This window comes from Streptomyces sp. DS1-CR2, assembly GCF_055760475.1.
Map to the genome: position 1 here is coordinate 706231 of NZ_CM147085.1, position 23678 is coordinate 729908.

Here is a 23678-nt window from a genome sequence, read left to right on the forward strand (position 1 = left end):
GGCTCCGATCGTGAATGCGGGGTACGGCAGGGGCGGGAGTCGTCGCCGGGGAGGGGCAGGGGACCCCCGGCGGAGAACTACCGCAACGAGAACCGGGAGCCGAGACATACGAACTCCCTGCTCCCGTCAGGCAGTTGGTGTCACCAGCGGGGGAAGGCCGGGGCTTCCCAGGCGGGGGCGGCGACGCGCATCGCGGCCGCGTCGTCGCGTTCGCGCATCGTGCCGTCGTCGTCGAGCCAGCGCTGGTGCAGGACGGCGAGCCGGTCGCGGTCGAGGGTGACGCCGAGGCCCGGGGCGTCGGAGACGGTCACCTTGCCGTCCGTGAAGGTGATCCGTTCGTCCAGTACGTCCTCGGACTGCCAGGGGTAGTGCGAGTCGCAGGCGTGGTGCAGGTTCGGGACGGTGGACGCCACGTGTGTCATCGCGGCGAGCGAGATGCCCAGGTGGGTGTTGGAGTGCATCGACACTCCGACGCCGAAGGTGCGGCATATGGCGGCGAGTTCGCGGGTGTTGCGCAGGCCGCCCCAGTAGTGGTGGTCGGACAGGACGACCTGGACGGCGTCGCACATGAACGCCTCCTTGACCTCGTCGAAGGTCGTCACACACATGTTGGTGGCGAGCGGCACGTCGGTACGGGCAGCGACGGCGGCCATGTTGGGCGTACCGAGAGTGGGGTCCTCCATGTACTCCAGGACGTCCTGCAGCGCCTCGATGACCTTGATGGAGGTCTCGACGGACCAGGCGCCGTTGGGATCGAGTCGCAGCGGGCTTCCGGGGAACGCCTCGGCGAGGGCGCGTATCGCCGCGATCTCCTGCTCGGGCGCGCATACGCCGCCCTTGAGCTTGAAGGAGCGGAAACCGTAGCGCTCGGTGAACTTGCGTGCCTGGTCGACGATGCCGGCCGGGTCGACGGCCTCGCCCCAGTCGTCCCCCTCGGAGACGACGCCCTTCGGGTGCTCACCCCACTTGTAGAAGAGGTAGCCGCTGTACTCGACGGCGTCGCGCACCTTGCCGCCGAGCAGCGCGTGAACCGGCAGGCCCTGTGCCTTGCCGAGTGCGTCCAGGCAGGCGACCTCGAAGCCGCAGACGACGGACAGACGCAGCTTGTCGGCGGTCTGGACGCCTCGCAGGCCACCCACGTCCACCTGGTTCGTCACCCGCTCCTCGGCCACAGCGACCTCGTCCGCGAGGGTGAACAGGCCGTTGAGGTCGGCGACGGACCGGCCGACCAGCTTCTCGGCGTACGGGCGGGCCAGCTCCAGGTACTTGGTGTCGCCGTAGGTCTCGCCGAGGCCCGTGACCCCGTCCGCGGTGGTGACCTCGATGATCAGGCGGGGGGTGTACGGCTGGTGCACCCCCTGGGCATTGAGCAGCGGCGGGTCGGCGACGAGGATCGGGGTCAGCCGGACGTCGGTGATCGTCAGGTCGTTCATCGGGCGGCTCCAACGAGGTTCAGGCCGGTGGTAAGCAGTGTTTCGAGGTCTGCGAGGTCTGCGGGGGCCGGGTCGGTGAGGGGCGCGCGGACCGGTCCGACGGGGCGGCCGCGCAGCCGGGCGGCCGCCTTGACCAGGGACACCGCATACCCGGGCCGCCGGTCGCGCAGCTCCACGAAGGGCACGTAGAAGTCGGCGAGCAGCTTGTCGACGCGGCTGCCGTCGCCTGCCGACAGGGCCTGGAAGAAGGCGTTGGCGATCTCCGGGGCGAAGGCGTGGACGGCCGAGGAGTAGGCGGGGATGCCGACCGTGGCATAGGCGCGGGCCTGGAGCTCGGCTGTCGGGGCGCCGTTGAAGAAGAGGAAGCCGTCGGGGGCGGCGAGGGTGCTGCGCTGGAGCCGGTCGAGGTCGCTGTGGCCGTCCTTGAGGCCGATGACGCCGGGGATCGCGGCGATCCGGCGCACGGTCTCCGCGTCGTACGTCACGTGGTCGCGCTGGTAGGCGATGAGTGGCAGCCGGGTGCGGTCGGCGATCCGGCGAAGTTGCTCGACGAGCCCGTCCTGCGGGGCCTTATTGAGGTAGTGGGGCAGGACGAGGAGTGCGTCGGCTCCGGCGTCTTCGGCGATACGGGCGAAGCGCAGCGCCTGGGCGTAGCCGTAGCCGGTACCGGCCACGACCGGGACGCGGCCCGCCGTCACCTCGACGGCGGTCGCGACGACCTGGCCGTACTCGTCCTCGTCGAGCGCGCTGAACTCCCCCGTGCCGCAGGCCGGAAAGAGCGCGCCGGGGTTCGTCTCCAGTTGCCCGGCGAGATAGCTGCGAAAGCCGTCGAGGTCGAGCGATCCGTCGGCCTGGAAGCTGGTGAGCGGGAACGACAGCACGCCTTGGGCCATGCCGTCGCGCAACCGCGCCGCAGTGCCGGCGAAGGGGATCCGAGTCACCATGCTGTCTCCGTATGTAGATGACGTTCGCACACGGGGATGGACAGTAGGCTCGGGAAACCACCCCGTCAATGGGTTCGAGCAAGCGATTCGGCATCAAGTGCAGGCGTGGACACGCAGGTCGGGACGGTACGTACGATCGACCCATGTCCGAATCTGTTGAGCCCGTGGTCCGGCCGTCCGAGTCCGGCGTGCGCGAGGTGAAGTCGGCCGCTCGCACGGTCGAACTGCTCGAACTCCTCGCCGACCGCGGCGACCGGCCCGCCCGACTGCAGGAACTCGCGGCCGGGTTGGGCGTCCCTCGCAGCTCCATGTACGCGCTGCTGCAGACCCTGATCGCACGCGGCTGGGTGCGCACCGACGCCACCGGCTCGCTCTACGGAATCGGCCTGCGCACACTGCTCACCGGCACCACCTATCTGGACACCGACCCCGTGGTCCGCGTGGTGCGCCCGTACCTGGACGATGCCTCGGAGCAACTCGGCGAGACCATCCATCTGGCCCGCCTCGACGGCATGGACATCGCCTACCTCGCGACCCGCGAGTCGCACGAATATCTGCGCACCATCAGCCGAGTAGGGCGGTGGCTTCCCGCCCACGCGGGCGCACTCGGCAAGGCGCTGCTGGCCGAACACCCGGACGCGGCACTGCCCGACACACCGTACGAGGCACTGACCCCACGCACCCACACCACCCGGGCCGCGCTCGTCGCCGACCTCGCACAGGTCCGGGCCCGCGGCTACTCGATCGACCGCGAGGAGGGCGTCACCGGCATCGTCGGATTCGGCTTCGCGCTGCGCGTGAACGGCGAAGCACCGGCGCAGGACGCGATCAGCTGCTCGGTGCCGGTGGCACGGCTCACCGAGGAGCGCGAGCGGCGGATTGTGACCGTGATGCAGAAGGTGCGCGACGAGATCGAGGCAAGACTGGCCCAGGGCACGGGCGCGGGCGGGGTCGACTGGCGCTGAGCCCACGGACGGGTCCGACAAGAAACTGCTGACGGACAGCCGATGGGAGGACTCGGTGCCGCTCCACCTCCAGCAGGAGATCCTCACTCAGTGACCCTCAGCTGACCGAGTTGCCGAACGGCGGCCACACAAGCTCGCACGAGGCGGCTCACGAAGACGGGTCAATCACGTACGTGCGTGCCGGCCCGGAACCTCCCCAAACGTCATGCCTGCCTACGGCACCTGGCAGGGCGCGACTTCCCGCCTCTGAGCGGCATCCCGCACGGAGAGGAGTCACTAACGGAGCGGACATGGCGGTGACACCCGGCAGAAACGGGTGGTCCCTAATTTCTGTCGCACGACAGGAATTCCGCAGGATCACGCCTCCGCGACAGGGGACCGCCATGACCGTGACCACTGGCTCCACAACACCACCTTCCCCTCCGTCGGCCGGCGCCACGGACGACGGCACGCTGGCCGCCTTCGGCTACCGCCAGGAACTGCGGCGGCAAATGGGGCGGTACGCATCCTTCGCCGCCGGATTCTCCTTCATCTCCGTCCTGACCACGGTCTTCCAGTTCTTCTCCCTGGGCTACTCCTTCGGCGGGCCGCTGTTCTTGTGGACCTGGCCTGCCGTGCTCATCGGCCAGCTGCTGGTCGCCGCGTGCTTCGCCGAACTCGCCGCCCGTTACCCCATCTCCGGGGCGATCTTCCAGTGGTCGACCCGGTTGAGCCGCCCGGCCTTCGGCTGGTTCACAGGCTGGATCATGGTGATCGGTCAGGTGGTCGTGGTCGCCGCCGCGGCACTCGCACTGCAGGTCGTTCTGCCCCCGATCTGGTCCGGATTCCAGCTCGTCGGCGGCGACCCGGCGCCCACCACGGCGACCGGGGCGGCCAACGCCGCCCTTCTGGCTCTCGTCCTGCTGGCGCTGACCACGGCCGTCAACGTGCTCGACAACCGCGTCATGTCGGCCGTCAACCGGATCGGCGTCACCGCCGAGATCATCGGCGCGATCCTCATCGTCGTACTGCTGTTCACCCACGTCGAGCGCGGTGCCGGAGTGACCCTGAAGACAGGCGGCCAGCACGGCACGGTGGCGGCGCTGCTGGTGGGCTCGTTCACCGCGGCATACGTCCTCATCGGCTTCGACAGTGCGGGCGAGATGAGCGAGGAGACCCGTAACCCACGTCGCACCGCTCCCCGCACCATCCTCAGCGCCCTCGCCACGGCGGGTGCCCTCGGCGGCCTGCTGCTGCTCGGCGGTCTCCTCGCAGCACCCAGCCTCTCCGACGGCCGCCTCGCCACCGAGGGGTTGAGCTACGTACTCACCAGCAGTCTGGGCGACGGGGTGGGCAAGGTCCTTCTCGCGGACGTGGCGGTGGCCGTCTCCGTGGCCACGCTCGCCATCCAGACCGCCGGAAGCCGGATGCTGTTCTCGATGGCGCGCGACGGGATGCTGCCCTTCTCCGCACGACTGGCGAAGGTGTCGCCGCGCACGGGCATGCCCTTCGTCCCAGCCCTGGTGGTGGGCGGGCTGGCCGCGGCGCTCGCGCTGCTCAACCTTGCTTCCCCGGAGGCGTTCGTGGCCATCGGCACCACGTGCATCGCGATGCTGTATCTCGCGTACCTCGGGGTGACTGCGCCGATGCTGATCCGCCGGCTCAAGGGCCAGTGGCCCGCGACGGATTCCGGAGACCGTGACGAGCTGGGCAGGCCACTGTTCTCCCTCGGGCGCTGGGGTCTGCCCGTCAACGCGCTCGCGGTCGTCTACGGGCTGTTCATGACGGTCAATCTGTCCTGGCCTCGCGCGCAGGTGTACGACCCGGCAGGGGGCCACTGGTACTTCCAGTGGTTCACCGTCCTGTTCGTCGGCGCCACGGTGGCCGCCGGTGCGGTGTACCGGAGCCGCGCTGGGGCTGCCCCAGCGGCCAAGGGCCCGGGGCGCAAGGAGCCGGCCGAGGCCGTGCGTATCTGAGCGGTCACACGTCCGGCCACGTCGAAATTACTGTGCCGCGAGGAGCTGTTGCCCCTCGCGGCGCAGCCGTGCCAGGGAGCGCTGCGGCACGCCCGCAATCCGCAGTGCCGCGTCGGCCGTGGCCACGGCGAGGGCCGACGCGTCGCGGGCAGGGTCGGCACGCCGGATGAGGATCACGCTTTCGGTGAGGCCGAAGAGGAGGTCCGTCCGGAGCGCCAGCTCCTCGGAGCCGAGCGCCGCGCCCGGCTCCGTGCCCGCCAGCAACTCCCCGTAGGACGCCTTCAGTTCGGTCCGCACCTGGTGGAAGACACCCAATCGTTCCGTCTGCACCTCGGGCAGAAGGTACAGGGCCCCGAGGTTGTGCGGGCCACGGCACAGCAGCGTGACGTCGGAGTGGCACAGGGCCCACAGCCTCGCCTCGGCGGCTGCTCCCGTACGGCCCACCAGGTCGCGGGCGATCTCCAGCGAGGGACGGACGGTCCCTTCGAGCAGTGCCGCGAGGATCGCTTCCTTGCCGTCGAAGTAGTGGTAGAGCGACGCCTGTCGCAGGCCGGCCCGCTCGGCGACCGCCCGGGTGGAGGTCGCGGTGTAGCCGTGCGTGGTGAACAACTCGGCCGCGGCGGCCAGAACCTCTTCACGCGGCTCCAGCCCGCTGGCGGGACGCTCCTGGGCGCGCGGGCGGCCGACTTTTCTGGCGGTGGGCGGACTCACTCCGTGATCCTCGCACAGGCCCGCGAGATCCCCGCGGGCCGAGCTGCCGAAGTGAGATGCCGGTTACCGCGCCGAAATGCCCGGGCAATGGCCCCGACTTGGCCTGAGCCTAATTTCTGTCGCACGACAGAAATAGCGTCGAGCCGGAGGTTCAACCGTGGCGACAGCTTCAGAGACAGCGTCGGCCTATGGTGCCCGCGATCACGCCCGCGCCCAGGACGGCACACAGTGCGACACCATGCCCGTACTCCCGGCCGGCAGTTGGCCGACGCCTCCCGAGGGCATCGCAGCCGAGGATCTCGTGTGGGCCGAGACCCTGGCAGGCGGCAACTACACACACAAGATCCTTGCGCGTGGCACCGAGTTGCGCCTGAACGACCTCACCGGCGACGCGTGCGCACACGTCCTGCTGTACAGCGCCGACCGCCCCTGGGAGCGGCTGAACGCGGCCGACACGGTCAAGGTGTTCTGGAACGCCTACCTCGGCGAGGGACACCTGCTCCTGTCCGACCAGGGCCGGGTTCTCGCCTCCCTCACCGAGGACACCTCCGGCCGGCACGACGCCCTCAGCGGCACCTCCACCCTCGTCCGCAACACCGAACGGTACGGGGACGGAACTCCCCCATCGGCCAGCCCGGCCGGACGCGAGCTGTTCAAACTCGCCGCCCTCAAGAACGGCCTCGGCCCGCGGGACATCCCGCCCTCCGTCTCCTTCTTCCAGGGCGTACGGATCAGCGAGGACGGCACCGCCCGCTTCACCGGCTCCGCGGGAGCCGGCACGTCCGTCACGCTGCGCGCCGAGCAGCCGCTGACCGTACTCATCGCCAACGTCCCCCACCCACTGGACCCGCGGCCCGCGTACATCTGCGGACCGCTTGAGGTCCTCGCGTACCAGGCAAGGCCGACGGCCCCCGGCGACACGCTGTGGGACGCCACGCCCGAGGGCCGCCGCGCCTTCCTCAACACCGTCGAGCACCTCAACGCCAAGGGGATCGCATGACCGTCACCACCGCCCCTGGCGCCCGCGTCGTCTGCGACCGGACCGTCCCCGCCCGCTCCGCCTGGTCCGCCGTCGTACGCACGGGCCAGCTGCTGACCATCACCGACCTGTACGGGAACCAGGCCGCGGACTTCCTCGTCTACGACGCCCACGACACCTCCGTGCGCTACAGCGCCCCCGACACCATCCAGGCCCAGGGCAACATCTTCCTGACCACCGGCTCGGTGCTGCTGTCCAACGAGCACACCCCGCTGATGACCGTCGTCGAGGACACCTGCGGTCGGCACGACACCGTGGGCGGCGCCTGCTCCAAGGAGTCCAACACCCTCCGCTACGGACACCACACCTGGTCCCAGCACGCCTGCGTGGAGAACTTCCTCGCCGAGGGCAGCAAGCACGGACTGGACAAGCGCGACCTGGTCTCCAACATCAACTGGTACATGAACGTGCCCGTCGAGACGGACGGCACCCTCGGCATCGTCGACGGCATCTCGGCCCCGGGCCTGAAAGTCGTGCTACGCGCCGAGACCGACGTCATCGCGCTGCTGTCCAACTGCCCCCAGATCAACAACCCCTGCAACGGATTCCACCCGAGTGCCCTGCAGACGACGATCACCGAGCCGGACGAGAGCTGAAGCACATGACGTTCGACACCCTGCTGGTCGCCAACCGTGGCGAGATCGCGTCGCGCATCATCCGCACCGCTCGCCGGATCGGCCTGCGCACCGTCGCGGTCTACTCCGACCCGGACCGCGGCGCCGAGCACGTCCGGCTGGCCGACGAGGCCGTACGGCTCGGCCCGGCCCCTGCCAAGGACTCCTACCTCGACGCCGCTCTGATCCTGAAGGCCGCCAAGGACACCGGAGCCGGCGCCGTCCACCCCGGCTACGGGTTCCTGTCCGAGGACGCCGGCTTCGCCCGCCGCTGCGCCGAAGCGGGTCTGGTCTTCGTCGGCCCCACCCCCGAACAGCTGGAGCTGTTCGGCGCCAAGCACTCCGCGCGCGCCGCCGCTCATGCAGCGGGTGTGCCTCTCGCCCCGGGCACCGGGCTGCTGCCCGACACGGACGCCGCCCTCGCGGCGGCCGAGGTAATCGGCTACCCGGTCATGCTCAAGGCGACCGGCGGGGGCGGCGGTATCGGCATGCAGGCGTGCCACGACGCGGACGCCCTCGAAGACGCCTGGGAGCGGGTGCAGCGCGTGGCCGCCGCCTCCTTCTCCTCCGCCGGCGTCTTCCTGGAACGGCTCGTCGAGCGCGCCCGCCACGTCGAGGTGCAGGTCTTCGGCGACGGCGAGGGCCGCGTCGTCACCCTCGGCGACCGCGACTGCTCGCTGCAGCGCCGCAACCAGAAGGTCCTGGAGGAGGCGCCCGCCCCTGGTCTCCCGGACGCGGTACGCGAGCAACTGACAACCTCGGCACGGGACTTGTGCGCGTCCGTGAACTACCGCTCCGCCGGCACGGTCGAGTTCGTGTATGACGCCGCCCGCGAGGAGGCGTACTTCCTCGAGGTCAACACCCGCCTCCAGGTCGAACACCCGGTCACCGAGGAGATCTACGGCGTCGACCTCGTGGAGTGGATGCTGCGCCTCGCGCAGGGCGACACCACGGTCGTCAGCGTGCCTTCGACACCGCAGGGTCACGCCGTCGAGGCACGCATCTACGCCGAGGACCCCTCCCGCGACCACCGGCCGGGCGCGGGCCTGCTGACCCGCGTCGCCTTCCCCGAGGGCGTCCGCGTCGACACCTGGGTGGAGACCGGCACCGAGGTCACCACCTCCTACGACCCGCTGCTCGCCAAGGTCGTCGCGCACGGCAGCGACCGCGCCGAGGCGCTCGACCGGCTGGACGCGGCCCTCGCCGCGACCCGCCTCGACGGCATCGAGACCAACCTCGGCCTGGTGCGCGCCGCGCTCCAGGACGCCGACGTGCGCCAAGCGGCCCACTCCACCGCTTCGCTCGCCACCGTCAGCGACCCGACGCCGCGCATCGAGATCGTCACTCCCGGCACCTTGACCACCGTGCAGGACTGGCCCGGACGCACCGGCCACTGGCAGGTCGGCGTCCCTCCGTGCGGACCGATGGACGACCTCTCCTTCCGGCTCGGCAACACCGCGCTCGGCAACACCGAGGGCACACCCGGCCTCGAGTGCACCCTCCAGGGCCCGTCCCTCCGCTTCACCCACCCGACGACGGTGTGCGTCACCGGCGCCCCCGCACCGGTGACCGTCGACGGGCTCGCCGTACCGCAGTGGGAACCGGTCACCGTCGAAGCCGGGCAGACCCTGGCCGTCGGGTCACCCGACGAGCACGGCCTGCGCACCTACGTGCTGTTCGCGGGCGGCCTGGACGTACCGGAGTTCCTGGGCAGCGCGGCCACCTTCACCCTCGGCCGGTTCGGCGGACACGGCGGCCGCGCCCTGCGCGCGGGCGACGTCCTGCACGGCGGCGAGCAGCGCCTGGGGACCTCCGTCGTGCCCCTCGACCGGCGCCCGGCCTTCGCCGGCGAGTGGCACATCGGCGCGGTCGAAGGCCCTCACGCCGCCCCCGAGTTCTTCACCGACGACGACATCCGCGACTTCTACACCGCGGACTGGAAGGTGCACTTCAACTCGGCGCGCACCGGTGTGCGCCTCGTCGGCCCCAGGCCGCGGTGGGCGCGCACGGACGGCGGCGAGGCGGGCCTGCACCCGTCCAACATCCACGACACCCCGTACTCCGTCGGCGCCGTCGACTACACCGGCGACATGCCCGTCCTGCTCGGCCCCGACGGGCCCTCCCTGGGCGGCTTCGTCTGCCCGGCGACGATCGTGACCGGACAGCGCTGGAAGCTCGGCCAGCTCCGTCCCGGCGACACGGTCCGCTTCGTCCCGGTGACCACCGAGGCCGCTGCCGGGCTGCGGCGGAAACCGGCAGCGGCCCCGCGCGCCGATCGGGAGGCCGTCGTCGACGGCGGCATCCTCGCCCGCCTGCCACAGACCGGCACCCGCCCGTCGGTCACCTACCGGCGCAGCGGCGACGACAACCTCCTCATCGAGTACGGACCGATGCAGCTCGACCTGGCCCTGCGCATGCGGATCCACGCACTCGCGCAGGCGCTGGCCGGGCAGCGGCTCGACGGCGTCGAGGACCTGACTCCGGGCATCCGCTCGCTCCAGGTCCGGACAGATCCCGACGTCCTGCCTCAGGAGAAGCTCCTCGAGATCGCCCGGCGCGTTGAGGAGGAACTCCCTGCGCCCGACGAGCTGGTGGTTCCCAGCCGGATCGTCCACCTGCCGCTGTCGTGGGACGACCCGGCGACCCGCGAGGCCATCGCCCGCTACATGGCGGGCGTGCGCGACGACGCCCCGTGGTGTCCCTGGAACATCGAGTTCATCCGCCGCGTCAACGGCCTGGAGACCGTGGAGGACGTGTACCGCACCGTCTTCGACGCCGAGTACCTGGTGATGGGGCTGGGAGACGTGTACCTGGGCGCACCGGTCGCCACCCCCCTGGACCCGCGGCACCGGCTGGTCACGACCAAGTACAACCCCGCCCGCACCTGGACCGCGGAGAACTCGGTCGGTATCGGCGGCGCGTACCTGTGCGTCTACGGCATGGAGGGCCCGGGCGGCTACCAGTTCGTCGGCCGCACCACACAGGTGTGGTCGGGCTGGCAGCAGCGCGGCGCCTTCGAGCCGGGCAGGCCCTGGCTGCTGCGCTTCTTCGACCGGATCAGGTGGTACCCGGTCGAGGCGGACGAACTCCTGGAACTGCGCGCGGACATCACGTCCGGCCGGTTCGTACCGAGAATCGAGGAGGGTTCCTTCTCACTCGCCGAGTACCAGCGGTTCCTCGCCGAGAACGCGGAGTCGATCGCCCGGTTCCGGGCCGGGCAGAGCGCGGCGTTCCGCGCGGAGCGCGAAGCCTGGGAAGCGGCCGGCGAGTTCACCCGCGGGCAGGCGGCCACCGAGGCCGCCCCACAGGCCACCGACGTCAAGGTCCCCGAGGGCGGCCACCTGGTCGAAGCCGAGTTCACCGCCTCCGTCTGGCAGGTCGACGTCGAGGTCGGCGACCATGTTTCGGCCGGGCAGCCGCTCCTCGCGCTGGAAGCGATGAAAATGGAGTCACGGGTGCCGGCCCCCGCCGACGGTGTCGTCACAAAGATCCTGACCAAGCCGGGCAGCCAGGTCGAGGCGGGCACCGCCCTCGTCGTCCTCGCTCCCGTCGAAAGCGTGGAGGCAGTCGCGTGATCACCGCAGTGGAACGGGTACGGGCCGCCTACACACGCATCGCGCAGGTGGACCGGCCCGAGGTGTGGATCGGCCTGCGCCCGCAGGCCGATTCGGAGTCGGACGCCGCCGCGGTCGACGCGAAGGTCGCCGCCGGTGAGCGGCTGCCGCTGGCCGGGACGGTGCTCGCGGTCAAGGGCAACATCGACGTTGCCGGACTGCCGACCACCGCCGGCTGTCCCGCCTACGCCTACGAGCCGGACACCGACGCGCCGGCCGTGGCCCGTCTGAAGGCTGCGGGCGCCGTGGTCCTCGGCACCACGAACCTCGACCAGTTCGCGACCGGCCTGGTCGGCACCCGCAGCCCGTACGGCACGGTCCGCAACGCCCTCGCCCCGGAACGCGTATCCGGCGGTTCCTCGTCCGGATCGGCGGTCGCTGTCGCGCTCGGCATCGCCGACATCGCGCTCGGCACGGACACCGCGGGCTCGGGCCGTATCCCGGCGGCCTTCAACGGCATCGTCGGTCTCAAGCCGACCTTCGGGCTGATCCCGACCGAGGGCGTCGTCCCAGCCTGTGCCTCGCTCGACTGCGTCACGGTCTTCGCCCGCACGCTCCCGGAAGCCGAGCAGGCGCTGTCCCTCATGGCAGCGCCGTCCGGGCGGGCACTGTCGGTTCCGGCCGCGCGTCGCCCCGGACCGTGGCGGATCGCCGTTCCGGAACTCGGGCAACTGGGCCTGCTGGACACCGGCTGGACCGAGGCGTTCGAAGCGGCGGCGCGGCGGCTCGCCGACGCGGGCGCCGAGCTCCTGCCTGTCGACCTCGCACCGTTCACGGAGGCGGCGTCGATGCTGTACGAGGGCGCGTTCGTCGCCGAGCGCTACACAGCGGTCGGCGCCTTCATCGACGCGCACAAGGATTCGCCGGACCTCGACCCGACCGTGGCCGGAATCATCTCCCGGGCCAGGGACATCCCGGCCCACCAGCTCTACGCCGACCAACAAAGGCTTGCGTCTCTCCGCGTCCGGGCCCAGGCCTGCCTGGGCGACGCGGACGCACTGCTCCTGCCGACCGCACCGGGCCACCCGACCATTGCCGACGTCGCGGCGGACCCACTGGGCGTCAATGCCCGGCTCGGCCGCTTCACCAACTCCACCAACCTCTTCGACCAGGCGGCGGTCGCCGTGCCCGCAGGCGACGTGAACGGGCTGCCGTTCGGTGTCATGCTGATCGGCCCGGCCTTCACAGACGAGCGGCTCGTCTGCATCGCCGGGCTACTGACCTCCCCGCCCCTGCGACTCGTGGTGATCGGCGCGCACCTGTCAGGACAGCCCCTGAACGGCCAACTGCTCGCCGTGGGCGGGCGACTGGTGCGCACCACCACGACCGCGCCCGCCTACCGGCTGTACGCACTGAACACCCTGCCTCCGAAGCCGGGACTGGTCCGGGCAGGCGAAGGCGAAGGCGGAGGCATCATCGAGGCCGAGGTGTGGCAACTGCCCGCCGAGGGACTGGGCACGCTCCTCGCCGCCTTGCCGCGCCCGATGGCGCTCGGAAGCGTGGAACTCGCGGACGGAAGCTTCGTCACCGGCTTCCTCTGCGAGCCACAGGCCGTCGACGGTGCCCACGAGATCACCTCATACGGCAGCTGGCGCGCGTACCTGGCCGCTCTCCCCCGCCCCTGAGGCGCACACTGACCAGATGCCTCCCGATCTGATGAGAGGGGGTAACGATCGGCACGACCGGTGGCCGCACCGGCGCGCACGGCTGTGGACCAGGCGCACCATCGCTCGTCAAGGCCATCACCGTGATCGACGGCCGCCGCTCAGGCCGACTCGCGCACCACCAGACGCGGCACGATCACCCGCTCGGCGAGCGGGCCGCGGCCCTGCACGTGCGCCGCGACGGTGGTCACCGGCAGTTGGGTGTGGAGTGCGCGTTGCCGACGAAGCGACTGGCTACGGGCTCGGCGGTTCGGATGCGCCACCACTCGACGATGGTCCGGCCCGAGCCGTCCTTGGAGCCGGAGGCCGAGTCGCCGCGGGACGTCAGCACCGCGATGCCGAGGCCGGCCACGCTGACGGTGTCCCGGGCGCGGCGGCGGGACAGGGATACGGATGCTGGCATGACACACCTTCCGGAAGGGATCCGAAACTATCGGTGGATAGCCTCGGAAGCTACGGACACGCGACGGGGGTGTCAACGACCTTGACAAAAAAGGCCATTGACACCCCCGATGGGTGCCGAGCGCGTCAGACCTGCCGGGGCTCCCCCGTACTGGCCCTGACCACCAGTTCCGTAGCGAGCTCCACCCGCGATGAGGCCGGTGCGACGGACCGGGCCAGGTCGAGAACGAAGCGCGCCGCCAGCTTGCCCATCTCCGCCAACGGTTGACGGACCGTCGTGAGCGGCGGCGCCGACCAGCGCACCTCCGGGAGGTCGTCGAAGCCGAGGACACTCATGTCCTCCGGCACCCGCAGCCCGCGCCGGCGCAGCGCCTCGATCGCCCCGAGCGCCATCTGGTCACTGGAGGCGAAGATGGCGGTGGGCGGCTCGGCCAGGTCCAACAGCTGGTTGCAGCCGGTGAATCCGGACTCGTGGTAGAAGTCGCCGGGCATGATCAGCGTGTCATCCACCGGCACACCGGCCACGTCCAGCGCGGCCCGGTACCCGTCGAGCCGGGCACGCGAGCACAGCAGCCGGGGCGGGCCCTCGATGAACCCGATCCGGCGGTGACCGAGCCCCAGCAGGTGCTCCGTCGCAGCCATCCCGCCCGCCCAGTTCGTGGCACCGACGGTCGGCGCCTCGGTGGCCGGTGAACCGGCCGGGTCGACGACCACCAACGGCACGCCCAGGCGCTGCAGTTCGTCGTGCAGCCCCGGTTCGAGAACCGAGGTCACGAGGATCACCCCGTCCGACGCCCGGGCCCGCAGATTCGTCATCCACTGCCGGGCCGCGCCCGCCCGGTCGTGAATCGCGGAGACCACCGTGCCCACCCCGGCCTCGTGCGCGACCTCCTCGACGCCCCGGATGATCTCCACCGCCCAAGGGCTGTCCAGGTCGTTGAAGACCAGGTCGAGCAGGGCCGCCCGGTCGCCGGGCGCAGGCGGGCGCCGCTGGTACCCATGCCGCTGCAGCAGATCCTCGACCCGCGCCCGGGTGGCGGGCGACACGTCTGAGCGCCCGTTGACGACCCTCGAGACGGTCGGGACCGACACCCCCGCCTCCCGAGCGATCTCGGTGATCGTCACCTTGGCCGGCCCGTCCGGGCTCTGCGTGGCTGCCTTGCCTCTGCCGCCAACCCGGGCCACGTTCCCCACCTCCATCGACCTCTGCATCCTGAAAGATCTCCGGATGTCTTCCGGAAACCGTAGGACATGCCGTCGACCACGCGCCGGTCAAGCCGGATCTTTGTCCGACCCGCCGAACGCCCGGCCCCGAATCTACGCGCCCTGCGCTCCCAGCACCCCGCGCAGCCAGGACATCTGGCGGCGTACGTGGACGGCATCGCCGTGCTCGTGGCCGTTGAACGGGTAGGCGTGGATCTCCCGGACGGGGTCCGCGCCGGTGAGTTCGCCGTAGCGGTGGTACGCCGCGTACGCACCGCTGGGCGGGCAGACCTGGTCGCGCAGGCCGACTCCGAAGTGGGACGGGGCATGGGCGCGGCGGGCGAACGAGATGCCCTCGACGTAGCCCAGCGTGCGGTACGCGGCGTCCTCCGCGCCCCGGTGTACGGCGAGGTAGGCAGCGATCTCGCCGTAGGGCCCTGCGTCGGTCAGGTCGAGGCCGCGCCGGATCCCGCACAGCAGCGGCGCGGTGACCAGGGCCGCGGCGAGATCGGGGACGAGTCCGGCGACGGCGAGGGCCACTCCCCCGCCCTGACTGTTGCCCACCGCGGCGATCCGGTCCCGGTCGGCGCCGGGCAGGGCGCGCAGCGCGGCGACGGCACACACCGCGTCGGTGATCAGGCGGCGATAGTGGTAGTCGTGCGGGTCGAGCAGCCCACGCACCGCTGGTCCCGGGCCGCCGGGCGCGGCCGCGTGCGGGTCGGGGGTCGCGCCGCCGTTGCCGTACTGGTCGCCCTGGCCGCGGTTGTCCATGAGCAGATGGGCGTATCCGGCGTTCGCCCAGGTGAGGCGCTCGTGCGGGAGGCCGCGGCCGCGGCCGTAGCCCGCGAACTCGACGACTGCGGGCATGAGTTCGCGGCCGTCCGCGGGCCGGGTGTACCAGGCGCGGACGGGGTCGCCGGCGAAGCCGCGGAAGGTGACGTCCCAGCTCTCGACGAGCCGCAGGCCGCCGTCGACGGGTCGGACGCGGATCAGGGGTTCGGGGTGGGTGGCGGACTTCAGCGTGGCCTGCCAGAACGCGTCGAAGTCGGCGGGTTCGTCGGGCTCGGGTCGGTGGCGCTGGAGTTCGTCCAGGGGCAGGTCGAAGGCGGGCACAGGCACCTCACAGCCAGTCACGGAGCCAACTCCCTTTGACGCACCACCCATTGACAGGGGTCGGGAGCGGCTTTAGGTTGCGGCGACGTTACCGGAAGATTCCTGAAAGTTCTCGGTAACTCATTTCCGCACTTGTGATGACCTCTGCCTGCCCGTGTGACGAAAGGCCCTGCATGAGCTCCTCCACCATGACGGGCAGACAGCCCCGCACCGGCGCCCCGCCCGACCCGCCGCCCGACAAGGAGCTTCCGTCCGGCCGTCGTTCCTGGCGCCGATCACTGCGCCGCGACTGGCAGCTGTACTCCCTTGCGGTGCTGCCGATCCTGTTCTTCCTGGTCTTCCGCTATCTGCCGATGATCGGCAACGTGATTGCGTTCCGCCGCTTCGAGCCGGGCGGTTCGATCCTCGGCGAGGAGTGGGTGGGCCTGCGCTATGTGCAGATGTTCCTCAGCGACCCGTCGTTCTGGCAGGTCTTCCGGAACACGCTCTGGATGGGCCTGCTGACGCTGCTGTTCTGCTTCCCGGTGCCGATCGTCCTGGCCCTGCTGCTCAACGAGGTCCGGCGCACCGCACTGAAACGGTTCGTGCAGTCGATCTCGTATCTGCCGCACTTCCTGTCCATCGTGATCGTCGCGGGCATCACGGTGCAGATGCTGGCGTCGGACGGCCCGATCAACCACATGCTCACGGCATTCGGGCACGATCCGGTCCGGTTCATCCAGGAGCCCGGCTGGTTCCGGACGATCTACGTCGGTTCCGAGGTCTGGCAGACGGCCGGCTGGGGCACGATCCTCTATCTCGCCGCGTTGAGCACGATCGACGAGGACCTGTACGAGGCGGCCCGGATCGACGGCGCGAACCGCTGGCAGCAGACCTGGCATGTGACGCTCCCCGGCATCCGCCCCACCATGATGACGCTGCTGATCCTCAACATCGGCACGTTCATGGTGGTCGGCTTCGAGAAGATCCTGCTGCTCTACAACCCGCTGACGTACCCGACGGCCGACGTCATCTCCACCTATCTGTACCGCACCGGCGTCGAGTCGAACTCCTTCAGCTACGCCGCCGCCATCGGCCTGTTCGAGGCGGTCATCGGCCTCCTGCTGATCACGTCCGCGAACCGGCTGTCGCGCAAGACCGTGGGGACGAGCCTGTGGTAAGCATCCAGACCCGGCCCCGCGCCGCGACGACCGTGACCAGCCCGACCCGCGGCTACCGCGTCTTCCAGGGCGTCAACGCCGTGATCCTGACGCTGGTCGTGGTGGTCACGCTCTACCCGATCATCAACATCGTCGCCCGCTCGTTCAGCGGGGAGCACCAGATCCGGGCGGGCGAGGTGGCGCTGTGGCCCAAGGGCTTCAACCTCACCACGTACAAGGTCGTCTTCCAGGACGGGGCGTTCTGGCGCAGTTACGGGAACACCGTCCTCTATACGGTGCTCTCCACCGCTGTCGCCATGGCCCTCACCACGATCTACGCGTACGTCCTGTCGAAGAAGGATCTGCGCGGGCGTACGTTCCTCGTCGGCATCGCCGTCTTCACGATGTTCTTCTCCGGTGGTCTGATCCCCAACTACGTGCTGATCACCAGCCTCGGCCTGAAGAACTCGATCTGGGCGATCGCCCTGCCGAACGCCATCAGCGTCTTCAACCTCCTGGTGATGAAGGCGTTCTTCGAGAACATGCCCGCGGAGCTCGAGGAGGCCGCGCAGATCGACGGCCTGAGCACTTACGGGACTCTGCTGCGGATCGTGCTGCCGTTGTCGAAGGCCGTCATCGCGACCATGGTGCTCTTCTACTCGGTGTCGTTCTGGAACTCATGGTTCTCGGCGTTCCTGTACATGGACAGGGCCGATCTGATGCCGGTCACCGTCTATCTGCGCAACCTCATCTCGGGCGCCACCGAGGGCGGCAACGCGGGGGCCGCGGCCGACCAGCTCACCCAGGCCGCCGCGAACATCCAGTCCGTGACCATCGTGCTCACGGCGCTGCCGATCCTCGCCGTCTACCCGTTCGTGCAGCGGTACTTCGTCTCGGGCGTGATGCTCGGCGCGGTCAAGGGCTGAGCGCAACCACTGCACGCATGACCGCAATAACGCCTCAACAGACTTGTAGAACAAGGGAGTTCACGTGACGAACACAGGCCAGCTGTCGAGAAGGTCGCTGCTCGCCGCGGCGGGGTTCGCCGGACTCGCCGTACTCACCGGCTGCGGCAGCGGTGACGACGGCGGCGACAGCAAGGACCTGTCGAAGAAGCGGAACGGCGCCATGAAGAAGTACGACGCCGGCGAGCAGTTCAAGGCGACCAAGGCGCTGTCCTTCGCTGTCCTGCACAACGACAACCCGACGTACCCGCTGAAGAAGAACTGGCTGTTCTGGAAGGAGGTCACCAAGCGCACCGGCATCACACTGCAGCCCGTCGACGTCCCGCTGAGCGACTACGAGAAGAAGCGCAGCCTGCTGATCGGCTCGGGTGACGCCCCCTTCCTGATCCCCAAGACGTACCACCCCTCCGAGGTCGCGTTCGTGTCGTCGGGTGCGATCCTGCCGGTGAGCGAGTACGTGCACCTGATGCCCAACTTCCAGGACAAGGTGAAGCGGTGGAAGCTGGAGCCCGAGCTGGACTCCATCCGCCAGTCCGACGGAAAGTACTACCTGCTGCCCGGGCTCCACGAGAAGCCCAAGTCCGGATACTCGCTGTCCTTCCGCACCGACGTCCTCGACAAGATCGGCGTGAGCCTGCCGTCGACGTGGGACGAGGTGTACGACGTCCTCAAGGCGATCAAGGCCGAGTACCCCGACAGCTACCCCCTCTCCGACCGCTGGAGCACCAATACGGTCTTCCCGGCGGGCGCCCTGCTCAGCTATCTCGGGCAGGCCTACGGCGTCCGGGCCGGCTGGACGTACGAGAACATCACCTTCGACACGAAGGCGCAGAAGTTCGTCTTCACCGGGGCGACGGACGAGTTCCGGCAGGTCATCGAGTATCTGCACAAGCTGGTCGCCGAGAAGCTGATGGACCCGGAGAGCTTCACCCAGACCGACGACAACGCGGTGAAGAAGCTGCTGGCGGAGAAGTCCTTCGCGATCAGCGCGAACCCACAGGAGCTGGTGCAGAAGTACCGCTACAACCTGGAGCGTCAGGTGAAGGGTGCGAAGATCGAGATGATTCCGGTGCCGATCGGCCCGGCCGGTGAGGTCGTGCTCGGCGGCATCCGCCTGGAGAACGGCCTCATGATCTCCAGCAAGGCGCTCAAGAGCGACAACTTCGTCGCGCTGATGCAGTTCACGGACTGGCTCTTCTACTCGGACGAAGGCCAGGCATTCTGCAAGTGGGGCGTCGAGGGCGTCACGTACACGAAGTCCGGCGGCCAGTACAAGCTGAAGCCCGGAATCAGCCTCATGGGCTCCGACCCCAAGGCCCCCAAGGATCTGCAGAAGGACTACGGCTTCTTCAACGGCGTCTTCACCTACGGCGGCAGCTGGCAGCTGGTGTCCTCCACCTTCAGCCCGGACGAGAAGAAGTTCCAGGACGTCATGGCCAGGCGGAAGCAGATGCCGATCGCCCCAGCCCACCCGCTGCGGTCCGCGGAGCAGGAGCAGGCCTCGCTCTGGGAGACGCCGCTCACGGACCACATGAACCAGAACACCCTCAAGTTCGCCCTCGGCAAGCGGCCGCTGTCCGAGTGGGACGACTACGTCACCGAGCTCAAGGCCAAGAACATGCAGCAGCTCGTGGATCTGCACAACAAGGCCTACGAGCGGTACAAGAAGGACAACGGATGATCCCCGTCCCGGCCGAGTCGCAGAGCGTCCTCTCCGAGGCGTGGCGGGCGTGCGTCGGCACGGGCCGCCTCGAACTCGCCCTGCGCCGCGACTACCAGGACTCCCTCGCGCTGCTCCAGAAAGAGATCGGCTTCCGGCACATCCGCGGGCACGGGCTGTTCAGCGACGGGATGGGCGTGTACCGGCCGTACGAGTGGCGGGGCGCCCGACAGGTGCGTCATTCGTTCACCTACGTCGACCAGGTCGTCGACGCCTGTCTCGCACTCGGCATCCGCCCCTTCCTCGAACTCGGCTTCATGCCCCGCGAGTTGGCGTCCGGCGGGCAGACCGTCTTCTGGTGGCAGGGGAATGTGACACCGCCCTCCTCACACCGGGAATGGGCGGACCTGGTACGCGCGACACTGACCCACCTCGTGGACCGTTACGGCCTGGAGGAGGTGCGCGACTGGCCCGTCGAGGTGTGGAACGAGCCGGATCTGCCGGACTTCTGGGAGGGCGCCGACCAGGCGGCATACCACCGTCTCTACGAGGTGACGGCGCATGCGGTGAAGGACGTCGACGCGTCGCTCCAGGTCGGCGGGCCCGCCGTGTCGCCCGGCGCGGACGAGGGCTGGCTCGGGCGGTTCGCGGAGTTCGTGGAGCGGCGGGATCTGCCGGTCGACTTCGTGTCACGCCATGCGTACACTTCGGGGCCCGCGCAGCCGGTGCCGTTCGGGACGTACCAGACGCTGGCCCCGGCCGAGCGCCTGCTGGAGCAGTTCGGGGCCCCGCGGCGCGAGCTGAAAGGCACATCGCTGGCCGGCCTTCCGGTCCACATCACGGAGTTCAACTCCTCCTACCGCCCGGACAACCCGGTCCACGACACGGCCTTTCACGCCGCGTACCTGGCTCCGGTCCTGGCGGCCGGCGGGGATCTGGTGGACTCCTTCTCGTACTGGACGTTCAGCGACATGTTCGAGGAGGTGGGGGTTCCGACAGCGCTGTTCCACGGCGGTTTCGGGCTCCTGACACACCGCCAGGTCAGGAAGCCCACGTACCACCTGTACGCGTTCATGGCCCGCATGGGCCGTGATGTGCTCGCCCGTGGTGACGACCATCTCGTCACCCGGCACCCCGACGGGCGGGTCACGGTTCTGGCGTGGGCGCCGCCCGGGACAGACCTGCACACGCTGCGGCTGTCCGTCCCGGTCGGCGCCGCCGAGCGCGGCGCGGCCTTCCTGCGCCGCTCCAGCGTCGACGAGGAGCGCGGCAACGCATACACCGCGTGGCGCCGGATGGGCAGCCCGCAATCACCACGGACGCACCAGCTCGACATGCTGCACGACGCCGCGGAACCGGCCAGGTCCCATCTCCGGCTGCCCATCGAAGAGTTCAGGGTGGCCGTCGACCTCACGCTCGAGCCGCACGAGGTGACGCTGGTCGAGCTCAGCCCGGTGACCGAGGAGTCTCCCGACTGGTGGGACGAGAGCCGGATTCTCGGGGGCGGTGGTTCCGGATGAGCGCCGCACAGGCCGGCTCCCCCGGGGCGGCCCTGCCGCGCGCCTCCCGCGTCTTCGGTGACGGACCGTTGTCGCGGGCCTGCGCCCTCATCCACACGCTTGTGACCGTCGAGGGCCTGCTGCTGCTCACGCTGGCGCCCAGCCTGCTCGGGCTCCTGTTCCTCGGTGCGGACCCGGCGAACCTGCCGCTGGCCGCGTTGTGCCTCGCGCCGCTCGGCCCGGCCCTGTCCGCCGCCCTGTACGCCCTGCACCACCGCAGCCGCGACCTGACGGAACTGCGGCCGGCCCGCGCCTATCTGCGAGGGCTACGCCTCAACTCCACCGCTGCGCTGCGGATATGGGTTCCGCTGATCGCCTGGCTGACCGTCATCACGTACGGCCTCACCCACTTCGCCTCGACCGGACTGCCCGGCTGGTGGGCGGTACTGCTCGGGGTCATCGGAGTGGGCGCGCTTCTCTGGGGCGCGCACGCGCTGGTGCTCACGTCCCTGTTCACGTTCCGGGCCGTCGACACGGCGCGACTCGCCGGGTACTTCCTCCTGCGGCACGGCCGGGCGACACTCGGCGCGGCCAGTCTGCTCGTCGTCGCGACGGCGGCCACCTTGTGGTGGACCGAGGCGCTGCCTCTGCTGCTCGCTCCGGTGCTGCTCCTGTCGCTGCTGCACACCAGCCGTCCGATCATCGCCGAGACCCGGGAGGACTTCACCGCATGAACGGCGTGCCCGCCACCACTGCCATCCCCTACGGCGGTGACTACAACCCCGAGCAGTGGCCGGAGGAGGTCTGGGACGCCGACCACCGCCTGTTCGGCAAAGCCGGGATCGACACGCTGACGGTGGGCGTGTTCGCATGGTCGCTCCTCCAACCTGCCCCGGACACCTACGACTTCACGGTCCTCGACCGGATCGTGGACCGGGCGTCGGCCGCAGGGCGCCGCATCGTCCTGGCCACCGGCACAGCCGCGCTACCGCCCTGGCTCGCGAAGGCCCACCCGGAGGTGAACCGCACCGACTTCGAGGGCCGCCGGCACGGCTACGGGCAGCGGCACAACTTCTGCCCGAGCTCACCGGCGTACCGCCGCCTGTCCACGACGCTGGCGGGACGGATCGCCGAGCGGTACGCGGACCATCCGGCGCTGCTCGCCTGGCACATCAACAACGAGTACGGCGGTGCCTGTTACTGCGCTCTGTGCGCGGAGGCGTTCCGCGGCTGGCTGCGCGAGCGGTACGGCTCGCTGGACGCCCTGAACGACGCGTGGTGGACGGCCTTCTGGTCGCACCGCTACACGGACTGGTCAGAGATCGAGCCGCCCAGCGCTCTCACCGAGCACTGGCGCGGCCCGGACCACACCGCTTTCCAGGGCATCACGCTCGACTACCACCGGTTCACCACGGACGCGCTGCTCGGCTGCTTCGTCGCCGAGAAGGAGGCTGTGCGCGCCCACAGTCCGCACACCCCCGTGACCACCAACTTCATGGGGATGTACCGGCCGTTGGACTATCACCGCTGGGCCCCGCATCTCGACTTCGCGTCGTGGGACAGCTATCCGCCGCTGGACGCGCCGCCGACCTGGCCGGCCCTCGCGCACGACCTGATGCGCGGACTGAAGGGCGGCGCCCCGTTCTGGCTGATGGAGCAGACGCCGTCCACCACAGCCTGCCGCGACGTCAATCCGCTGCGCAGGCCCGGCGAGTTGCGGCTCGCGAGCTGGCAGGCGGTCGCGCACGGCGCGGACGCGGTCCTGTACTTCCAGATGCGGGCCTCGCGCGGGGCGTGCGAGAAGTACCACGGGGCGGTCATCGGCCACGCGGGCCGCGACGACACCCGCGTGTTCCGGGACGTGGCGGAACTGGGACAGGAGTTGGGCCAGGCGGGCGGGGTGACGCTGGGCGCCCGGACGCCCGCCCGGACCGCTCTGCTCTTCGACTGGGACAGCTGGTGGGCGCTGGAGATGTCGGACGGCCCGTCGCGTCTGGTGCGCTATCAGGATGTCGTGCACTCCTACTACCGGGCCGCGCGCACGGCGGGCGCGGACGTCGACGTCGTCCCCGTGACAGCGGACCTGTCGGCGTACGACGTGGTCCTCGCACCCCTGCTGCACCTGGTGAAGGGAGACCTGGCCGCACGTCTGGAGGCGGTGGCGGAGCGAGGCGGCACCGTAGTGACGACCTACCTGTCCGGGCGCGGCGACGAGCACGACCGCGCCTTCCTCACGGATGTGCCAGGCCCGCTCGGGCCGCTGATGGGTGTCCGGGTCGACGAGTGGGATTCCCGGGCGGCGGAGGTGACGAACCCGGTCGACTTCGGCGACCTGCGCTCACCGGCCCGGCTGGTCTTCGAGCTCGTCGTGCCGCAGGGCGCCGAGCCCGTCGCCACCTACACCACCGACTTCTACGCCGGAACCCCCGCCGTCACCCGAAACCGTTTCGGGGAGCGCGGCGGCGAGGGCTGGTACGTGGCAACGCAGCTCGACGATGCGGGTACGGACCGGGTGGTGCGCCAGGTGCTTTCCCGGCACGGTCTCGTCGGTCCGTACGCCGAGGTGGCCGGCGTGGAGACGGCGACCCGTGTCGCCCCCGACGGGACGCGCCTGTTGTTCCTTCTCAACCACGCTTCTGTGGAGGTGGAGTTGACGGTCCACGAGTCGGCGACGGACCTCCTGACGGGCAAGGCGTACACGCCCGGCGAGCCCCTCACGCTCGACCCGCTGGGCGTGTGCGTACTGCGCCTCGCATGA

General features: G+C 70.1%; 18 protein-coding genes. 12 read left to right on the top strand and 6 right to left on the bottom strand.

Annotated features, from left to right (window positions below):
* Positions 1 to 140 precede the first annotated feature (140 nt).
* Both ACY0PA_RS03540 and ACY0PA_RS03545 read right to left on the bottom strand, forming a co-directional pair.
* Entirely contained in the window at positions 141 to 1433 is a 1293-nt protein-coding gene (locus ACY0PA_RS03540; protein WP_473083277.1) for a glucarate dehydratase family protein, read from the bottom strand.
* Positions 1430 to 2377, bottom strand: coding sequence for a 5-dehydro-4-deoxyglucarate dehydratase (locus ACY0PA_RS03545; RefSeq protein WP_473083278.1), 948 nt, complete (start codon positions 2375 to 2377; stop codon positions 1430 to 1432). Before ACY0PA_RS03545 ends, ACY0PA_RS03540 begins: the two co-directional genes overlap by 4 nt.
* A 143-nt stretch (positions 2378 to 2520) precedes the next feature.
* Here ACY0PA_RS03545 and ACY0PA_RS03550 point away from each other — a divergent pair, with 143 nt between their 5' ends.
* The gene (locus ACY0PA_RS03550; RefSeq protein ID WP_473083279.1) at positions 2521 to 3342 is read left to right on the top strand and encodes an IclR family transcriptional regulator; all 822 of its coding nucleotides are present in this window, start codon (positions 2521 to 2523) and stop codon (positions 3340 to 3342) included.
* 383 nt (positions 3343 to 3725) lie between these two features.
* A complete protein-coding gene (locus ACY0PA_RS03555) occupies positions 3726 to 5297 on the top strand; it encodes an amino acid permease (RefSeq protein WP_473083280.1) in 1572 nt (523 codons plus the stop codon).
* 27 nt (positions 5298 to 5324) lie between these two features.
* Here the strand turns inward: ACY0PA_RS03555 and ACY0PA_RS03560 are convergent, their stop codons facing one another.
* Complete coding sequence (locus ACY0PA_RS03560) at positions 5325 to 6008, bottom strand: TetR/AcrR family transcriptional regulator (RefSeq protein WP_473083281.1); 684 nt, start codon at positions 6006 to 6008, stop codon at positions 5325 to 5327.
* 238 nt (positions 6009 to 6246) lie between these two features.
* On the opposite strand from ACY0PA_RS03560, the gene ACY0PA_RS03565 reads away from it, so the two are divergent.
* The 4 genes from ACY0PA_RS03565 to atzF are packed head-to-tail and all read left to right on the top strand — an operon-like array spanning position 6247 to position 12900.
* Positions 6247 to 7008, top strand: a complete 762-nt coding sequence (locus ACY0PA_RS03565; protein WP_473083282.1) for an urea amidolyase associated protein UAAP1 — start codon at positions 6247 to 6249, stop codon at positions 7006 to 7008.
* Positions 7005 to 7643, top strand: coding sequence for an urea amidolyase associated protein UAAP2 (locus tag ACY0PA_RS03570; protein ID WP_473083283.1), 639 nt, complete (start codon positions 7005 to 7007; stop codon positions 7641 to 7643). The genes ACY0PA_RS03565 and ACY0PA_RS03570 overlap by 4 nt, the downstream gene beginning before the upstream one ends.
* 5 nt (positions 7644 to 7648) lie before the next feature.
* A complete protein-coding gene (gene uca, locus ACY0PA_RS03575) occupies positions 7649 to 11236 on the top strand; it encodes an urea carboxylase (RefSeq protein WP_473083284.1) in 3588 nt (1195 codons plus the stop codon).
* Complete coding sequence (atzF, locus tag ACY0PA_RS03580) at positions 11233 to 12900, top strand: allophanate hydrolase (protein ID WP_473083285.1); 1668 nt, start codon at positions 11233 to 11235, stop codon at positions 12898 to 12900. Before uca ends, atzF begins: the two co-directional genes overlap by 4 nt.
* 226 nt (positions 12901 to 13126) lie before the next feature.
* Here atzF and ACY0PA_RS03585 read toward each other — a convergent pair whose 3' ends face one another.
* From ACY0PA_RS03585 to ACY0PA_RS03595, 3 genes are all read right to left on the bottom strand, one after another.
* Positions 13127 to 13342 (bottom strand): hypothetical protein, encoded by a 216-nt coding sequence (locus ACY0PA_RS03585; protein ID WP_473083286.1) that lies wholly within the window; start codon positions 13340 to 13342, stop codon positions 13127 to 13129.
* Between the two features lie 125 nt (positions 13343 to 13467).
* Positions 13468 to 14526: a LacI family DNA-binding transcriptional regulator gene (locus ACY0PA_RS03590; protein WP_473083287.1), complete on the bottom strand. Its 1059-nt coding sequence runs from the start codon at positions 14524 to 14526 to the stop codon at positions 13468 to 13470.
* A gap of 132 nt (positions 14527 to 14658) precedes the next feature.
* Positions 14659 to 15657, bottom strand: a complete 999-nt coding sequence (locus ACY0PA_RS03595) for an acetylxylan esterase (protein WP_473086227.1) — start codon at positions 15655 to 15657, stop codon at positions 14659 to 14661.
* A 173-nt stretch (positions 15658 to 15830) separates the two neighbouring features.
* On the opposite strand from ACY0PA_RS03595, the gene ACY0PA_RS03600 reads away from it, so the two are divergent.
* The 6 genes from ACY0PA_RS03600 (at position 15831) to ACY0PA_RS03625 (ending at position 23678) form a co-directional block, all read left to right on the top strand.
* Positions 15831 to 16817 carry an ABC transporter permease gene (locus tag ACY0PA_RS03600; protein ID WP_473083288.1) on the top strand — a complete coding sequence of 329 codons (987 nt, stop codon included), beginning with the start codon at positions 15831 to 15833 and terminating at the stop codon, positions 16815 to 16817.
* Positions 16818 to 16849: 32 nt separating this feature from the next.
* Positions 16850 to 17722, top strand: coding sequence for a carbohydrate ABC transporter permease (locus ACY0PA_RS03605; protein WP_473083289.1), 873 nt, complete (start codon positions 16850 to 16852; stop codon positions 17720 to 17722).
* Between the two features lie 64 nt (positions 17723 to 17786).
* Complete coding sequence (locus ACY0PA_RS03610; RefSeq protein ID WP_473083290.1) at positions 17787 to 19442, top strand: ABC transporter substrate-binding protein; 1656 nt, start codon at positions 17787 to 17789, stop codon at positions 19440 to 19442.
* Positions 19439 to 20941 carry a GH39 family glycosyl hydrolase gene (locus ACY0PA_RS03615; protein WP_473083291.1) on the top strand — a complete coding sequence of 501 codons (1503 nt, stop codon included), beginning with the start codon at positions 19439 to 19441 and terminating at the stop codon, positions 20939 to 20941. The genes ACY0PA_RS03610 and ACY0PA_RS03615 overlap by 4 nt, the downstream gene beginning before the upstream one ends.
* Positions 20938 to 21654, top strand: coding sequence for a hypothetical protein (locus ACY0PA_RS03620; protein ID WP_473083292.1), 717 nt, complete (start codon positions 20938 to 20940; stop codon positions 21652 to 21654). The genes ACY0PA_RS03615 and ACY0PA_RS03620 overlap by 4 nt, the downstream gene beginning before the upstream one ends.
* Positions 21651 to 23678 carry a beta-galactosidase gene (locus ACY0PA_RS03625; protein WP_473083293.1) on the top strand — a complete coding sequence of 676 codons (2028 nt, stop codon included), beginning with the start codon at positions 21651 to 21653 and terminating at the stop codon, positions 23676 to 23678. Before ACY0PA_RS03620 ends, ACY0PA_RS03625 begins: the two co-directional genes overlap by 4 nt.

Coding starts and splice junctions, on each gene's coding strand:
- ACY0PA_RS03540 (WP_473083277.1), bottom strand. CDS start 1,433: ATGAACGACCTGACGATCACCGACGTCCGGCTGACCCCGATCCTCGTC.
- ACY0PA_RS03545 (WP_473083278.1), bottom strand. CDS start 2,377: ATGGTGACTCGGATCCCCTTCGCCGGCACTGCGGCGCGGTTGCGCGAC.
- ACY0PA_RS03550 (WP_473083279.1), top strand. CDS start 2,521: ATGTCCGAATCTGTTGAGCCCGTGGTCCGGCCGTCCGAGTCCGGCGTG.
- ACY0PA_RS03555 (WP_473083280.1), top strand. CDS start 3,726: ATGACCGTGACCACTGGCTCCACAACACCACCTTCCCCTCCGTCGGCC.
- ACY0PA_RS03565 (WP_473083282.1), top strand. CDS start 6,247: ATGCCCGTACTCCCGGCCGGCAGTTGGCCGACGCCTCCCGAGGGCATC.
- ACY0PA_RS03570 (WP_473083283.1), top strand. CDS start 7,005: ATGACCGTCACCACCGCCCCTGGCGCCCGCGTCGTCTGCGACCGGACC.
- uca (WP_473083284.1), top strand. CDS start 7,649: ATGACGTTCGACACCCTGCTGGTCGCCAACCGTGGCGAGATCGCGTCG.
- ACY0PA_RS03585 (WP_473083286.1), bottom strand. CDS start 13,342: ATGCCAGCATCCGTATCCCTGTCCCGCCGCCGCGCCCGGGACACCGTC.
- ACY0PA_RS03600 (WP_473083288.1), top strand. CDS start 15,831: ATGAGCTCCTCCACCATGACGGGCAGACAGCCCCGCACCGGCGCCCCG.
- ACY0PA_RS03615 (WP_473083291.1), top strand. CDS start 19,439: ATGATCCCCGTCCCGGCCGAGTCGCAGAGCGTCCTCTCCGAGGCGTGG.
- ACY0PA_RS03620 (WP_473083292.1), top strand. CDS start 20,938: ATGAGCGCCGCACAGGCCGGCTCCCCCGGGGCGGCCCTGCCGCGCGCC.
- ACY0PA_RS03625 (WP_473083293.1), top strand. CDS start 21,651: ATGAACGGCGTGCCCGCCACCACTGCCATCCCCTACGGCGGTGACTAC.